We start from the raw sequence: 15833 nt of genomic DNA, 5'->3' as shown, positions 1-15833 counted from the left end.
GCGATGGCCTGTAATAGTGTTCGCCGGCGCGGCCGTGACAGCATTCGCCCATGCACTCGCACAGTCACCACGGCCACCACCACGGCGTCAGCGGCACCCGCGCATTCGCCGCGGTGACCCTGATCAATCTGGCCTATACCGCGCTGGAAGCCGGCTACGGCTTCATGACCAATTCGCTGGCGCTGCTGTCGGACGCGCTGCACAACTTCGGCGACGTGCTCGGCCTGGCCCTGGCCTGGGGCGCGGCGGTGCTGGCCAAGCGCGCCCCGACCGCGCGCCACACCTACGGTTGGCGGCGCGCGACCCTGCTATCGCCGCTGGCCAATTCGCTGTTGCTGGTGGGTTTCTCCGGCGCGCTGGCCTGGGAGGCGATCCGCCGCTTCAACGCGCCGCCGGAAATTCCCGCGCTGCCGGTGATCGTGGTCGCCGCGCTCGGCATCGCGGTCAATCTCGGCGCGGCCTGGCTGGTGCGCGACGGGCACGATCACGACCTCAACCGCCGCGGCGCGTTCCTGCACCTGATGGCCGACGCGGCGGTGTCGCTGGCCGCGGTGCTGGCCGGCGCCGGCATGTGGCTGACCGGCTGGGCATGGCTGGACCCGGCGATCGCCTTGTTGATCGGCGCGGTGGTCGCGGTCGGCGCCTTCGGCCTGCTGCGCGAAGCCTTCAACGCGGCGATGGACGCTGTGCCGCGCGGCATCGATCGCGGCGAAGTCGAAACCCTGCTGCGCCAGCAGCCCGGGGTGCAGGCGATCCACCATCTGCACATCTGGTCGCTGGGCGCGGGCGAAATCGCCATGACCGCGCATATCGTGCGGCCCGACGACCAGGACCACGACGTCTTCATCGACCGCCTCAACCGCGAACTCGACCGCCGCTTCGGCATCAATCACCCAACCCTGCAGGTCGAGCACGGCCGCGCCTGCGAGCACGATCGTCACGACCGCGCGCCGCACGGCGAGCATGCGCATTCGCACGCACATGGGCATGAGGGGCACGGGCACGAGCACGAGGCGCATGCGCCGGATCATTCGCACGAGCACGGCCAGGCGCACCATGACCATGATCACAGCCATGATCCGCGGCATGACCATGACTACGGTCATCCACCTGGCCATGACCATGACCGCGGTCATGGTCACGACGGCCATGCTCACGACGACCGAGCCCACGAAGAGCACCCGCACGACCACCCGCGACAGCACAGCCATCGGCCCTGAACGCCGCATGCTGCATCGCAGCGAAAACCCTGATTCACCGCGCCGCCCTCGCCGCCGGGCCTGAACGCAACGGCCCAATCCCGCGCAAAACGTGATCCCCGGCGACGCGTCGCCTGCATTCGCGATGCGCACGGTGCATCGCCGCATCCCCCCGAACGACCGCGAACGCTCGGCAATTTCGCCGATCCGGGCCGGCGCGGGCGTCCGCGCCGGGACCGCGTGGCCCGCAAAACCCGCCCGAGCCCATATAATCCCGCGATTACCGCTACTGGAACGGAGCCGGCGATGCTCAACGACATCAAGAAAGACTCTCAGAACCGCATGACCAAGAGCGTCGAAGCCTTTCGCCACGATCTGACCAAGATCCGCACCGGGCGCGCGTCCACCGCGCTGGTCGATCATCTGAAAGTGAACTACCACGGTTCCGAAATGCCGCTGGGCCAGGTCGCCAGCGTGCAGGTCAGCGACGCGCGCACCCTGACCATCACCCCGTGGGAAAAGCAGATAGTCGGCGCGGTCGAGAAGGCCATCCTCGCCTCCGACCTGGGCCTGACCCCGAACACCGCCGGCACCGTGATCCGCATCAACCTGCCCGCGCTGACCGAAGAACGCCGCAAGGAACTGACCAAGGTCGTGCACGCCCAGAGCGAAGACGCCAAGGTCGCGATCCGCAACATCCGCCGCGACGCCAACCACCAGGCCAAGGAACTGCTCAAGGACAAGAAGGTCACCGAGGACGAACTGCGCAGCTTCGAAGGCGAGATCCAGAAGATCACCGACAGCGCGATCAAGGACGTGGACGGCGTGGTCAAGGCCAAGGAACAGGAACTGATGGCGGTATGAACCGCCGGGCCCGCGCCCGCCGAGTTCGGATCACTGAACTTCTACGCGGCGCGCGGGTCCAGCACTGGGCTGCCTGGATCGAGCCCGCCCCAGACTGTGCCGCCCCACCCGTCCGTACCTTCCGTTCCATCCGCAGCCTGAGGTCTTCATCATCGGCGCCATGCCTTCCGAGCCCGCCAACGCCGCGCCCGCACGCATCCCGCGCCACTTGGCCGTCATCATGGACGGCAACGGCCGCTGGGCCGAACGGCGGCGCCGGCCGCGCATCATCGGCCACCGCGCCGGCGCGCGCGCGGTCAACGTCTGCATCGATTTCTGCATCGCGCGCGGCGTCCATGCGCTGACCCTGTTCGCGTTTTCCAGCGAAAACTGGGGCCGGCCCGAGGACGAGGTCGGCGCGCTGATGAAGCTGTTCCTCAATGCGCTCGAGCGCGAGGTCGAGGAACTCGACCGGCGCGGGGTGCGGGTGCGCTTCATCGGCGAACGCGAACGCTTCTCCGAAAAGATCCGCGAGCGCATGGCCGCGGCCGAACGCCAGACCCGCAACAACACCGTCCTGCACCTGAGCATCGCCGCCAGTTACGGCGGCCGCTGGGACATCGCCCAGGCCGCGCGCTCACTGGCCGCGGAGGTCGCGGCCGGCACCCTGGCGGTGGACGCGATCGACGAACGCCTGCTGGCCTCGCGCATGTCGCTGGCCGAACTGCCGGCGCCGGACCTGTTCATTCGTACCGGCGGCGACACACGGATCAGCAATTTCCTGCTGTGGCAGCTGGCCTACACCGAACTTTGGTTCACCGAAGCGCTGTGGCCCGAACTCGACGCCGGCCTGCTGCAGACCGCGCTGGACGATTTCGCCAGCCGCGAACGCCGCTTCGGCCTGACCGGGGCGCAGATCGCGCTCGCCCAGCCCAACGAGACTGTTGAATGACCCGAACCCGCCTGCTTGCCGCGCTGGTCATGGCGCCTGTCGCGATCGCGGCGATCCTGCTGTTGTCGACGCCGTGGGTGATCGCGCTGACCGCGGTGCTGTTCCTGATCGGGCTGTGGGAATGGTTCGACCTGGCCGAGATCGAGGACACCCTGTCGCGCACCGTGCTGCTGGTGGTGCACATGGCGCTGATGGTGGCGATCGTGTGGGCCTCGCGCACCAGCGGCCTGGGCGCGACGCAGGCGCCGTCGATGGTGCTGTTCAAGATCGCCTCGCTGATCGGCGTGGTCTGGTGGCTGCTGGCCCTGCTGTGGCTGCAGCGCTTTAACTTCGCCAGCGATCACCGCACTTACGCGCGCATGTTCAAGCTCGCCGCGGCCGCGCTGAGCGTGATCCCGGCCTGGTGCGCGATGGCCTGGATCCACGCCGAAGGCCCGATCGGCCTGGGCGGCCTGCCGGTCGGCCATTGGTGGCTGCTGACCGCGCTGGCGGTGGTGTGGGCGGCCGATTCGGGCGCGTATTTCGCCGGACGCAAGTTCGGCATGCTCAAGCTCGCGCCGCGGGTGAGCCCCAACAAGACCGTCGAAGGCCTGATCGGCGGCGCCATCGCCGGCGTCGCGGCCGGCGTGGGGTTCTCGATGCTGGCCGGCGCGACCACCGCGCAGTTGCCGTGGGTGGCGCTGGTCTCGCTGGTGGCGATGCTGTTCTCGGTGGTCGGCGACCTGTTCGAGAGCCTGCTCAAGCGGCATGTCGGGGTGAAGGATTCCGGGCATCTGATTCCGGGGCACGGCGGCATCCTCGATCGCATCGACGGCGTGCTGGCGGCGTTGCCGGTGTTCGCGCTGGGCAAGGCGATTTTTGAGTTTTGATGATGAGCCTTGTCGACGGTGGTGGTTTTTCGTTGGCCGCGCGCGTTGGTGCGCTGGCTATTGGGCGAAAAGCGAATCCCCCCTGCTCCCCTTTTGCAAAGGGACGGGACGGGACGTATTCGCAGAGCCTGCGTCGCGCGGACGAAGCAGATGATTCGCGCGCCTCCGATAAGCCAAGCGAGGTTGGTACGCGGCGACCCGTCCCTTCGCAAAAGCGGGACCGAGCGGGATTCGCTTTTGCTCTTGACCACACAGCCCTAATCGAACGCGGCAACCGCTGCGAGACCCGCGCATGACCGCCCCCGCCCGCAACGTCGCCGTCCTCGGCGCCACCGGCTCGATCGGCACTTCGGCGCTGGACGTGATCGCCCGCCACGGCGACGCCCTGCGCGCCACCGTGCTCGCCGCCGGCGGCAAGGTCGATGCGCTACTGACGCTGTGCGAACGCCATCGCCCGGATCACGCGGTGATCGCCGACCCGGCCGGCTACGCCGCATTGCGCGACGGCCTGCGTGAGCGCGGTCTGGCGACCGTGGCCCATTGCGGCGACGACGCCCTGGTCGAACTGGTGTCGTCCGATGCCTGCGACACCGTGGTCGCGGCGATCGTCGGCGCGGCCGGGCTGTCCTCGACTCTGGCCGCGGCGCGCGCCGGCAAGCGCCTGCTGCTGGCCAACAAGGAATCGCTGGTCCTGGCCGGCGAACTGCTGATGCAGACCGCGCACGAATCGGGCGCCTGCATCGTGCCGATCGACAGCGAACACAACGCCATCTTCCAATGCCTGCCGGCGGCGCAATTGCGCGTGGCCGAGCACGGCGCCGCGCAAACCGGCGGCGCACAGCACGCCCACCCGACTTCGCAGCCCGGTCTGAAGCGGATCCTGCTGACCGCGTCGGGCGGGCCGTTCCGCGGCCGTACACGTTCGGACCTGGGCCAGGTCACGCCAGAACAGGCAGTCGCGCACCCGAAATGGTCGATGGGCCCGAAGATCTCGGTCGACTCGGCCACCTTGATGAACAAGGGCCTGGAAGTCATCGAGGCGCATCACCTGTTCGCGGTCGGCGGCGATCGCATCGAAGTGCTGGTGCATCCGCAAAGTCTGGTCCATTCGCTGGTCGAATTCGTCGACGGCTCGACCCTCGCCCAGCTCGGCCTGCCCGACATGCGCACCGCGCTGGCGGTGGGCTTCGGCTGGCCGGAGCGGATCGAATCCGGGGTCGCCGGGCTCGACCTGCTGGCCCATGGTCGGCTCGATTTCGAGCGCCCCGACCTTGAGGCCTTCCCCTGCCTGCGCCTGGCGTTCGAGGCCCTGGCCGCCGGCGGCACCGCCCCGGCGGTGCTCAACGCCGCCAACGAAGTGGCCGTTTCAGCCTTTCTTCAGCGGCGCATCGGTTTCCTAGCGATACCCGCGCTGGTCGAGGACACCCTCGCCGCGCTCCCGTCCACCCCGGCCAGTTCGCTGGCGGCGTTGCGCGAGGCCGATGCCCTGGCCCGCCGCCACGCCGAGCAGGCGATCGGTCAAAGAGCCTGAGGCAGCCATGAGCGAAATCCTGGGCTCGTTGTGGTGGCTGATCATCAGCCTCGGCGTGCTGGTCACCTTGCACGAATTCGGCCATTTCTGGGTCGCGCGCCGTTGCGGGGTCAAGGTGCTGCGGTTTTCGGTCGGCTTCGGTAAGCCGCTGTGGATGCGTGTCGGCAAGGACGGCACCGAATACGCGATCGGCCGCATTCCGCTGGGCGGCTACGTCAAGATGCTCGACGAGCGCGAATACGAAGTCGGCGAAACGCTCGCGGCGCAGGCGTTCAATCGCAAGTCGGTGTGGCAGCGCATCGCCATCACCGCCGCCGGCCCGGCCGCCAACCTGATCCTGTGCGTGCTGTTTCTGTGGGGCATGTTCGTGATCGGCCGCCCCGACTTCGCGCCGGTGGTCGGCAGCGTCAACGGCATCGCCGCCGAATCGGGCCTGCGCCGTGGCGACACCGTGCTGCAGATCGGCGACCGCGTCACCCCGACCTGGAGCGAGGTGCAGATGGCGCTGATCCCGCACGCGCTCGACCGCGACGACGTCGCGGTGCAGGTGCGCAGCGAAAACGGCAGCCAGCTGACCCGCCATCTGCGCCTGTCCAAGCTGCCGGCCTCGTTCGACGAGCGCCGCGCGGTCGAAGTCATGGGCTTGAGCGGCCGCCATCAGCTGATTCCGGCGGTGATCGGCCGGATCAGACCCGGCGAAGCCGCCTGGGGCGTGCTCGCCGAGGGCGACCGCATCACCGCCATCGACGGCGACCCGATCGCCAGCTGGAACGACATCGCCCCGGCCATCGCCCGCCTGGGCGAACGCGGCGGCAACGCGATGATCGAAGTGGCCCGCAACGGCGACCGGCTGGCACTGGAAATCGCGCCCAAGCGCATGAAGCGCGACAACGGCGAGCAGTTCTGGGCTCTGGGCGTGGAGCCTCCGGCCACCCTCCGCGAGCCCAAGCGCGACGCGGTCCTGCGCTACGGCCCGATCGACGCGGTGCCGGCGGCCTTTCGCGAAAGCGTCCATCAGACCCGCGAGCTGTTCGCGATGATCGGCCGCGCCTTCACCGGCCGGGTCTCGATCCAGAACACCGTCGCCGGCCCGGTCACCATCGGCCGCGCCGCCAACGCCTACGCCAGCAACGGCCCGGCCTGGTACCTGCAACTGCTGGCGATGCTGTCGCTGAGCCTGGGAATCCTGAACCTGCTGCCGATCCCGATCTTGGACGGCGGACACCTGCTGTATTACCTTATCGAGCTGGTCAAAGGCAGCCCGGTCAGCGAACGCGTCATGGCGGCCGGACATTTCGTCGGCCTGGCGTTGATCGCGAGCCTGATGGGCCTGGCGTTCTACAACGACATCTTGAACAACCTGGTGCGCTGATGCCGGCCCGACGCTCGAACGAACGCTTTGCTACAACGCCTGCCTTAATCTACCCCGCCTAACCGGCCCGCTTCGCCCCATGCCCGCGTGCAGTCACGCTGGCAGACCAGCCCCCAACGGACGTAATGATGACGCGAATTCCTAATCGCCGCCTGCTCGCCCTCGCCCTTGCCACGGCAATGACCTCGGCCCCGGCGATTCCCGCGTTGGCCCAGTCGGCCGATCCGTTCTCGCTCGGGGGCAGCGCGCCCAACGCGCCCGGCCCGGGCTCGTTCACCGTCAGCGACATCCGCATCGACGGCCTGCAACGCATTTCCGCCGGTACGGTGTTCACCTACCTGCCGGTCGAGCGCGGCGACACGATGGACACGGCCAAGGCCGGCGACGCCATCCGCGCGCTGTACAAGACCGGCTTCTTCGAAGACGTGCAGCTCGACCGCCAGGGCAACATCCTGGTGGTGACCGTCAGCGAGCGTCCGGCGATCAACAAGCTGACCCTGACCGGCAACAAGGACATCAAGTCCGAGGACCTGCTCAAGGGCCTGAAGGAGATTGGTCTTGCCGAAGGCGACACCTTCGACCGCCTCGCGCTCGACAAGGTCACCCAGGACTTGGCGCGCCAATACAACAACCGCGGCAAGTACAACGTCGAGATTACCCCGTCGGTGAACCGCCTCGACCGCAACCGCGTCGACATCACGATCAACGTCAAGGAAGGCAAGGCGGCCAAGATCCGCCACATCAACCTGATCGGCAACGACAAGTTCGAGCAGAAGGACATCGTCAACGGCTGGGAATCGCGCGAGCACAACTGGCTCAGCTGGTACCGCCGCGACGACCAGTACTCGCGCGAAAAGCTCTCCGGCGACCTGGAAAAGCTCAACTCCTATTACCTCGACCGCGGCTACGTCGATTTCAGCATCGATTCGACCCAGGTCTCGATCAGCCCGGACCGCCAGGACATGTTCCTGTCCGCCGGCATCACCGAGGGCGAGCAGTACAAGGTTTCCAGCGTGCAGGTCACCGGCGACACGGTGCTGCCGAAGGACCAGGTCGAGAAGCTGGTCATCGTCAAGCCCGAACAGATCTTCTCGCGCCGCCTGCTCGAGGTCAGTTCCGAATCGATCACCGCCGCGCTCGGCAACGTCGGCTACGCGTTCGCGCAGGTCAATCCGATCCCGGACGTGAACCGCGAGAACAAGACCGTCGGCATCAACATGCAGGTCGTGCCCGGCCCGCGCGTCAACGTGCGCCGGGTGGTGTTCAAGGGCAACACCCGCACCGGCGATGAAGTGCTGCGCCGCGAAATGCGCCAGTTCGAAGGCACCTGGTACTCGCAGGCCGCGATCGACCGTTCCAAGATCCGCCTGCAGGGCCTGGGCTACTTCGAGACGGTCGACGTCGAGAGCAAGCCGGTCCCGGGCACCAACGATCAGGTCGACATCGTCTACAACCTGAAGGAAACCACCTCGGGCAGCTTCGTGTTCGGCCTGGGCTATTCGCAGCTCGGCAAGCTCACCACCCAGGTGCAGCTGTCGCAGAACAACTTCCTCGGCAGCGGCAACCGCGTGTCGGTGCAGGCGCAGCGCAGCTACTACCAGTCTCGCTACGACTTCTCCTACACCAACCCCTACTTCACCGACGACGGCGTGTCGCTGGGCTACAACCTGTCGTGGCGCGAGTTGGATTACTCCGACTTCAACACCGCGCAGTACTCGACTACCAGCGGCACCGGTCAGGTCGTGCTCGGCATTCCGCTGACCGAGACCGACTCGGTGACCGGCCTGATCGGCATCGACAGCAACGAAATCCTCGCCTTCCCGGGCACCGCGCCGGCCAGCATCATCGATTACCTCGATGCGCTGGGTCACCGCACCTTCCACGCCTGGCGCGCGCAGATCGGCTGGGGCCGCAACAGCCTCAACCACGCGCTGACCCCGACCGCCGGCACCCAGCAGCGCATCTGGCTGGAAGCGACCCTGCCCGGCTCGACGGTCGAGTACTACAAGATCAACTACAACTTCTCCAAGTTCTGGCCGCTGTCGCGCCACCTGGTGCTCAACACCCGCGCCGAACTCGGTTACGGCGACAGCTACGGCAGCGACACCAGCCGCGTGATCGACCGCGACGGTCCCGACGGCCCGCTGCCGCCGGAAACGATCACCGCCACCGGCCTGCCGTTCTTCGAGAACTTCTACGCCGGCGGCGTGCGTTCGGTGCGCGGCTTCACCGACAACACCCTGGGTCCGCGCGAATCGCCGGGCGTGGGCAGCACCTTCGCCCAGCCGCTGGGCGGCGCGTTCAAGACCACCGGCTCGCTGGAAATGTACTTCCCGACCCTGCTCGATACGCCGGCCGCGCGCGTGTCCGCGTTCGTCGACTTCGGCAACGTGTACAAGGATTACGACTCCTTCGACGCGGGCGAACTGCGCGCCTCGGCCGGTGTCGCGCTGATGTGGCGTTCGCCGATGGGCCCGATCTCGATCAGCTACGCGTTCCCGTTCAAGAAGCAGGGTCCGATCTACAGCGCCGACGGCGCCACCAAGCTCGATCGCGGCGACGAGCTCGAGCGCCTGCAGTTCACCTTCGGCGGTACGTTCTGAGCGCGGTCTGCGGACCGCAAGGCGACGTGGACGAACTCAGTTACTCAGCACGCGAATTGGCCGAGCGCTATGCGCTCGGCCTGCACGGCAACGCCGACGCGCGGGTAAGCGGCGTCGGCACGCTGGCCAAGGCCGGCCCCGGTCAGCTCGCGTTCCTGGCCAATCCCAAATACCGCGCGCAACTGCTCGCCAGCCAGGCGAGCATCGTGGTCATGCGCGAAGACGATGCCCGCGAGCATGCCGGCACCGCGCTGATCGCGCGCGATCCTTACGCCGCGTTCGCCAAGATCTCGGCGCTGTTCGAACCCAAGCCGGTGCGCGAGCCCGGCATCCACGCCTGGGCCGCGATCGATCCCAGCGCGCAGGTGTCGCCCGAGGCCCACATCGGCCCGTTCGTCAGCATCGGCGCGCGCAGCCGCATCGAGGCCGGCGCGATGATCGGCCCGGGCTGCGTGATCGGCGAAGACTGCACGGTCGGCGCCGGCTGCGAATTGATCGCGCGGGTGACCCTGGTGACCCGCGTGCGTCTGGGCCAGCGCGTGCTGATCCATCCCGGCGCGGTGCTCGGTGCCGACGGCTTCGGCCTGGCGATGGAAGCCGGCCGCTGGCTCAAGGTGCCGCAGCTCGGCGGCGTGTCGATCGGCGACGATTGCGAGATCGGCGCCAACACCACCATCGATCGCGGCGCGATCGAAGACACCGTGCTCGAAGAGGACGTGCGCCTCGACAACCAGATCCAGATCGGCCACAACGTCCACATCGGCGCCCACAGCGCCATGGCCGGCTGCTCGGCCGCCGCGGGCAGCGCCAAGATCGGCCGCTACTGCCTGATCGGTGGCGGCGCCGGCGTACTGGGCCATCTGGAGGTCTGCGACAAGGTCACCATCACCGCGATGAGCCTGGTCACCAGCTCGATCCGCGAGCCCGGCGAATATTCCTCGGGCACGCCGCTGATGGACAACCGCAGCTGGCGCAAGAACGCCGCGCGTTTCAAACAGCTCGACGCGATCGCGCGACGCACCGCGCGCGCGCGCGAAGACGGCGACGCCGGCTAGGGGCTGGCCGACGAACCAGCGACGACGCTCCATACGGTGCCGCCCCACCCGCCGGGGAATCTGCGGGACAATAGGCCACGCGCGCTTCCACCGGGCGGGCGCAACCGACGATGGGGCCGCACACCGACGCGGGCATCAATGCACGACGCGGTGTTGCAACAGATGCGACATAGGACGAATTGAAGATGAGCCATACCCTGCAACTCCCGCTCGACGTGACGGCGATCCAGAAGCTGCTGCCGCACCGCTATCCGTTCCTGTTGATCGACCGGGTGGTCGAGCTCGAGCCGCACAAGCGCGTGCTCGCCTACAAGAACGTGAGCTGCAACGAGCCCTTCTTCAACGGCCATTTCCCCGGCAATCCGGTCATGCCCGGCGTGCTGGTGGTCGAGGCGCTGGCCCAGGCCGGCGGCCTGCTGACCCAGATTTCGCACGGCGGCGTCGCCGCCGGGCGCTCGTTCTACCTGGTCAAGATCGACGGCGCGCGGTTCTCGCGCATGGTCGTGCCGGGCGACCGGCTGGAACTGGAAGTCACCCTCAAGCGCATGATCCGCAACATGGCCATGTTCACCGGCGTGGCCCGCGTCGACGGCCAGGTCGCCGCCTGCGCCGACATCATGTGCGCCGAGGCCAAGGACTGATTCGATGAGCGTCGACCCGATGAACCCCGATTCGATAAGCACGAACGCGAGCATCCATCCCACCGCTTTCGTCGAACCCGGCGCCAGACTCGGCGACGGCGTCGTGGTCGGTGCGTTCGTCTACATCGGCGCGGAAGTCGAAGTCGGCGACGGCACCGTGTTCGGCCCGCACTGCGTGGTCCACGGCCCGACCACGATCGGCCGCAACAACCGCTTCTACGCCCAATGCGCGATCGGCGGCGATCCGCAGGACAAGAAGTTCGCCGGCGAGCGCACCGCGCTGCACATCGGCGACGACAACGTGTTCCGCGAGTTCGTCACCGTCAACCGCGGTACCGGCAACGGCGGCGGCATCACCCGCATCGGCAACGGCAACTGGCTGCTGGCGTATACCCATGTCGCCCACGACTGCCAGGTCGGCAACGGCTGCGTGTTCTCCAACAACTCGACCCTGGCCGGCCACGTCGTGGTCGAGGACCAGGTGATCATGAGCGGCTTCTCCGGCATCCATCAGTTCTGCCGGATCGGCGCGCACGCCTTCATCGGCATGGGCGCGCTGGTCAACGGCGACGTGCCGCCGTTCGTCATGGTCGCCCAGGACGGCTACGGCCGTCCGCGCGGGATCAATAGCGAAGGGCTCAAGCGCCGCGGCTTCGATGCCGAGCGCATCAGCGCGATCAAGCGCGCCTACCGCACCTTGTACGTGTCCGGCGCGCCGCTCGACGAAGCGCGCGCCAAGCTCGAAGAACTGGCCGCCGACAGCCCGGACGTGCGCGCGTTGCTGGACTTCATCGGCAACGGCGAGCGCCCGCTGCTGCGCTGAGTCCGGCGCGATGACGACGGTCCAGCGGCTACGCATCGGACAGCACGTCGTCGAGTACGAAATCGACGGCGTGGCGCATCGCACCGAGGTCGCCGAGATATTCGTCGACGATCGATCGCTTGCCAACTGGCTCGGAGTCGAACGCGACCTGGGCAACTGCGGCAGCGACCTCGACCTGCGCCAATCGCCGCCACTGCGCGAGCGCGGCCTGGCGCTGTTTCTCGGCCGCGAACCCTCGTACAACCAGAACGGCAGCGGCCGCCACGTGCTGTACCGTTGCCACTGCGGCAGCGACTACTGCGGCGTGATTTCCTGCGTGCTGGAATTCGACGGCGATCACGTCGCGTGGCAGCAGATCACCTTCGAGGACGATCAAGGCCCCATGCTCGCCCCTCATCCGGGTGAAAATCCGGCACAAAGCGCCTTTCCCCCGGGCGCGCCGCTGCGATTCGTATTCGATCGCGCGCAGTATCAAACCGAACTGGAACGTCACTACGCCCCATGACGACGACCAACCCGATCGACGAAATTTTCCCGGCCGCGCCCCCGCCGCCGCCGCGCTTCGCCCTGATCGCCGGCGAGGCCTCCGGCGACCTGCTCGGCGCGAGCCTGATCGCCGAACTCAAGCATCGCTACCCGGGCGCGGAATTCGTCGGCATCGGCGGCGAGCAGATGCGCGCGGCCGGCATGGACACCTGGTTCGACGCCGGCGAGCTGGCGGTGATGGGCCTGGCCGAAGTGCTCAAGCACCTGCCGCGCCTGCTGCGCCTGCGCCGCGACGTGCGTCAGCGCGTGCTCGACTGGAAACCCGACGCCTTCATCGGCATCGACGCGCCCGACTTCAATCTCGGGGTCGAGCGCTGGCTCAAGCAGCGCGGCGTGCGCACCGTGCATTACGTCAGTCCGTCGGTGTGGGCCTGGCGCGAGAAACGCGCGCAGAAGATCGGCCTGAGCGCCGACCGGGTGCTGTGCCTGTTTCCGATGGAACCGCCGATCTACGCCAAACACAATGTCGACGCGCGTTTCATCGGCCACCCGCTCGCCGACGAGATGCCGATCCATCCCGATCGCTTTGATGCACGCATGAACCTGGGCCTGGACGACGAAGCGCCGGTGCTGGCGATGCTGCCGGGTTCGCGGGTCGGCGAAATCGAGCGCCTGGCCGGCGACTTCATCGCCGCCGCCGCGCTGATGGTCGCGGCCGAACCGCGCCTGGGCGTGGTCGCGCCGATGGCCAACGCCGCCTCGCGCGCGGCGTTCGAACGCATCCTCGCCGCCCATCCCGATGGCGAACGCCTGCGCCGGGCGCTGCGCATCGTCGATCGCGGCGCGCGCACGGTGATGGTCGCCAGCGACGTGGTCCTGCTCGCCTCGGGCACCGCCACCCTGGAGGCGATGCTGGCCAAGCGGCCGATGGTGGTCGCCTACAAGCTGTCGGGCGCGACCTATTTCATGGCCAAGCGCATGGGCATGCTCAAGGTCGATCACTACGCGCTGCCCAACGTGCTGGCCGGCGAGGTGCTGGTGCCCGAGCTGATGCAGCACGACTGCACCCCGGAAAACCTCGCCGGCGCCTGCCTGCGCTGGCTGCGCGACCCGGCCGCGAGCGCGGCGCTGCTGCCGAAATTCCAGCGCATCCATCTGGAACTCAAGCGCGACGCCTCGGCGCGGGCAGCCGACGCCATCGTCGAGCTGATCGGCGAGAATGCGGCTGCCGCTACGCCGTCGCCTTGAGCCCCCGCCTTTCGTGGACAGCCTGTTTCCAGCACCGGATGCACCGCCCGCCGAGCCGCAGCGACCGGCCGACGCCGCCGCGCGACCGGCGCGCGCCAAACCGCGCCTGATCGCCGGCGTCGACGAAGCCGGACGCGGGCCGCTGGCCGGCCCGGTCTGCGTCGCGGCGGTAATTTTGAATCCGCGCCGCAAGATCGACGGCCTGGATGATTCCAAGAAACTCAGCCACGCCCGGCGCGAGGCGCTGTACCCGCTGATCCTCGAACGCGCGCTGGCCTGGCGGATCGAATTCGTCGAAGTCGAGGAGATCGACCGGGTCAACATCTTCCAGGCGACCATGCTCGGCATGTGCCGCGCGGTGGTGGCGCTGGCGCCGCAGGCCGATCTGGTCCGGGTCGACGGCAACCACCTGCCCAAGGGCCTGCCCTGCCGCGGCGAAGCGCTGGTCGGCGGCGACGCGCTGGAGCCGTCGATCATGGCCGCCTCGATCCTGGCCAAGGTCGCGCGCGACCGCGCCATGTGCAGCCTGCACGAACGCTTCCCGCACTACGGCTTCGACCAGCACAAGGGTTACCCGACCGCCGCGCACCTGGCCGCGTTGAGCGAGCACGGCCCCTGCCCGCATCACCGGCGCAGTTTCACCCCGGTGCGGGTCGCGCTGGAAAATCTGCCGCTGTTCTGAACGCCAGCGCGCGGCCTGCGCGCCGCCGCGTTGTTCCGCGCGCCGATCACGCCGCGCGCATCGCCGCGGAGTTCCCTTCGCCGCGACCCTTGGTCGGCTGAACGCGTTACCCGTGCCATGGGTCACAGCGACTTCAAGCGCTCGCGCTCACACTTCGACAGGCCCACAGTCGCAGCATCGCAGTCGCGGCTCGACTGCGCACCGGTCCGCGTCGCCCTCCCGGCCCGCGACACGCACCGCCGCCATCCATCGGCCGGACGCGAGGTGTTCCATGCGCATGCCTCACCCCACCCCGACGGCCGAACCGCTGCCGTTCGAACGCGACAGCGCGCTGCCGCGCCACCTGCCGCCGTTCGAACCGGCGATGGCGATCACCCCGGCGGCGATCGCCGCGTTCGACGCCCTGGTCCACGAACTCAACCCGGACGCCGCGCGCGTCGATGCCACCCGCCTGCAACGCCTGGCCGGCTGGCTCGCCGCGCTGCCCGCCAACGATGCGAGGCGGGCGATCGACGAGCGCCTGCACTGCCTGCAGGACCTGCGCGCGATGGCCGCCGACGAAGCCTGGGATTGCACCCCGGCCCTGCGTCGGCGTCTGGATCAGCTGTTCGCCTATGTCGACGACGGCGACGACCTGATTCCCGACCGCGTGCCCTTGCTCGGCCTGCTCGACGACGTGCTGCTGATCGAACTGGCGTGGCCGGCGTTCGCCGCCGAAGCCGAGGATTTCCGCGATTTCTGCGCGTACCGGCGGATCGAACATCCGGCCGGCGACGCGGCGCAGCAGCGCGCGGCCTGGGTGCGCGATCGGTTGGCCGAACTGGCCTTGCTGCAGCATCAGGCACGGGTCAGCGACAGCCATTACGTCAACGGACGCACGCCGGAACCGGTGTTTCGGGTGGCGTGATACGCGAGGGCGAATCCCCTTGGCGCTCTTTTCAAAAAGAGGCGGCGTTCATGGGAACAATCGTACTGGTCGTATCGACGGAACCACGGGGCTGTCGCGCCGCGGTTCTATCGCGCTACATGTCGATCGTGCGGGCGAAGCGAACGGATTGAACACCCATGTCGACTCATCGCGGTCGCGCGTCGATTTATTGCGACCGCGCCGGAAACGCGATCCGCCTCGAAATCACGTCAATTCGCCCCCTTTGACAAAGGGGGCCAGCGCCCGGCGTCAGCTTGATGTCTGAATCGTCCTCGTCGCGCGGGGGAGTTGCTTTTGCTTTGGCTCTGCGCAGTACGAGCAAAAGCAAATCCCCCCTAGCCCCCTTTTGCAAAGGGGGAAACTGATTCATTGCGGATCGGCGTGCCGTCGCAATCGGGGAGGAGAACCGATCAGTTGCGGTCGGGCGTGTCGTCGCAACGTGCATCCACGCAAGCCCAAATCCGCGCAAACACCCAGCCCACGGCTTTTCGCCACGAGCCCGAATCGCCGCCCCGACGCCAATCCCCGCCTGTCAAGGCTTGTCCCGGGCCGCCGGGCTGATACCCTGCAAGCCGGCTCGCACGCCGCTTGCCGATCACGG

14 protein-coding genes are annotated in these 15833 nt (G+C 68.0%); all 14 read left to right on the top strand.

Going from position 1 to position 15833, the window contains the following annotated elements; genetic code table 11:
* The first annotated feature begins 50 nt into the window (after positions 1-50).
* The 14 genes from AC3A4T_RS07040 (at position 51) to AC3A4T_RS06975 (ending at position 15211) form a co-directional block, all read left to right on the top strand.
* The gene (locus AC3A4T_RS07040) at positions 51-1220 is read left to right on the top strand and encodes a cation diffusion facilitator family transporter (protein ID WP_487674726.1); all 1170 of its coding nucleotides are present in this window, start codon (positions 51-53) and stop codon (positions 1218-1220) included.
* Between the two features lie 285 nt (positions 1221-1505).
* The gene (gene frr / locus AC3A4T_RS07035) at positions 1506-2063 is read left to right on the top strand and encodes a ribosome recycling factor (RefSeq protein WP_036113716.1); all 558 of its coding nucleotides are present in this window, start codon (positions 1506-1508) and stop codon (positions 2061-2063) included.
* Positions 2064-2223: 160 nt separating this feature from the next.
* Positions 2224-2994 (top strand): polyprenyl diphosphate synthase, encoded by a 771-nt coding sequence (gene uppS / locus AC3A4T_RS07030; RefSeq protein WP_487674725.1) that lies wholly within the window; start codon positions 2224-2226, stop codon positions 2992-2994.
* Positions 2991-3863: a phosphatidate cytidylyltransferase gene (locus AC3A4T_RS07025; protein ID WP_487674724.1), complete on the top strand. Its 873-nt coding sequence runs from the start codon at positions 2991-2993 to the stop codon at positions 3861-3863. The genes uppS and AC3A4T_RS07025 overlap by 4 nt, the downstream gene beginning before the upstream one ends.
* Positions 3864-4155: 292 nt before the next feature.
* Positions 4156-5394: a 1-deoxy-D-xylulose-5-phosphate reductoisomerase gene (gene dxr, locus AC3A4T_RS07020; RefSeq protein WP_487674723.1), complete on the top strand. Its 1239-nt coding sequence runs from the start codon at positions 4156-4158 to the stop codon at positions 5392-5394.
* A 7-nt stretch (positions 5395-5401) separates the two neighbouring features.
* Complete coding sequence (gene rseP / locus AC3A4T_RS07015; RefSeq protein WP_487674722.1) at positions 5402-6766, top strand: RIP metalloprotease RseP; 1365 nt, start codon at positions 5402-5404, stop codon at positions 6764-6766.
* A gap of 128 nt (positions 6767-6894) precedes the next feature.
* On the top strand, positions 6895-9369 hold the full coding sequence (gene bamA / locus AC3A4T_RS07010) for an outer membrane protein assembly factor BamA (protein ID WP_487674721.1): 2475 nt from the start codon (positions 6895-6897) through the stop codon (positions 9367-9369).
* Between the two features lie 26 nt (positions 9370-9395).
* Positions 9396-10424, top strand: a complete 1029-nt coding sequence (gene lpxD / locus AC3A4T_RS07005) for a UDP-3-O-(3-hydroxymyristoyl)glucosamine N-acyltransferase (protein WP_487674720.1) — start codon at positions 9396-9398, stop codon at positions 10422-10424.
* A 185-nt stretch (positions 10425-10609) separates the two neighbouring features.
* Positions 10610-11065 carry a 3-hydroxyacyl-ACP dehydratase FabZ gene (fabZ, locus tag AC3A4T_RS07000; protein WP_056108852.1) on the top strand — a complete coding sequence of 152 codons (456 nt, stop codon included), beginning with the start codon at positions 10610-10612 and terminating at the stop codon, positions 11063-11065.
* Between the two features lie 19 nt (positions 11066-11084).
* Positions 11085-11888, top strand: a complete 804-nt coding sequence (lpxA, locus tag AC3A4T_RS06995) for an acyl-ACP--UDP-N-acetylglucosamine O-acyltransferase (protein ID WP_487674863.1) — start codon at positions 11085-11087, stop codon at positions 11886-11888.
* 10 nt (positions 11889-11898) lie between these two features.
* A complete protein-coding gene (locus AC3A4T_RS06990) occupies positions 11899-12393 on the top strand; it encodes a hypothetical protein (protein ID WP_487674719.1) in 495 nt (164 codons plus the stop codon).
* Positions 12390-13622, top strand: a complete 1233-nt coding sequence (gene lpxB, locus AC3A4T_RS06985) for a lipid-A-disaccharide synthase (protein WP_487674718.1) — start codon at positions 12390-12392, stop codon at positions 13620-13622. Before AC3A4T_RS06990 ends, lpxB begins: the two co-directional genes overlap by 4 nt.
* Before the next feature lie 13 nt (positions 13623-13635).
* The gene (gene rnhB, locus AC3A4T_RS06980) at positions 13636-14304 is read left to right on the top strand and encodes a ribonuclease HII (protein WP_487674717.1); all 669 of its coding nucleotides are present in this window, start codon (positions 13636-13638) and stop codon (positions 14302-14304) included.
* Between the two features lie 277 nt (positions 14305-14581).
* Positions 14582-15211 carry a hypothetical protein gene (locus AC3A4T_RS06975; protein ID WP_487674716.1) on the top strand — a complete coding sequence of 210 codons (630 nt, stop codon included), beginning with the start codon at positions 14582-14584 and terminating at the stop codon, positions 15209-15211.
* Positions 15212-15833 lie beyond the last annotated feature (622 nt).

The sequence above is a fragment of the Lysobacter sp. Soil_N_51 genome (assembly GCF_057655755.1).
Note: the sequence above shows the minus strand (reverse complement) of the source record. Positions and strands in the feature narration are given on the sequence as shown.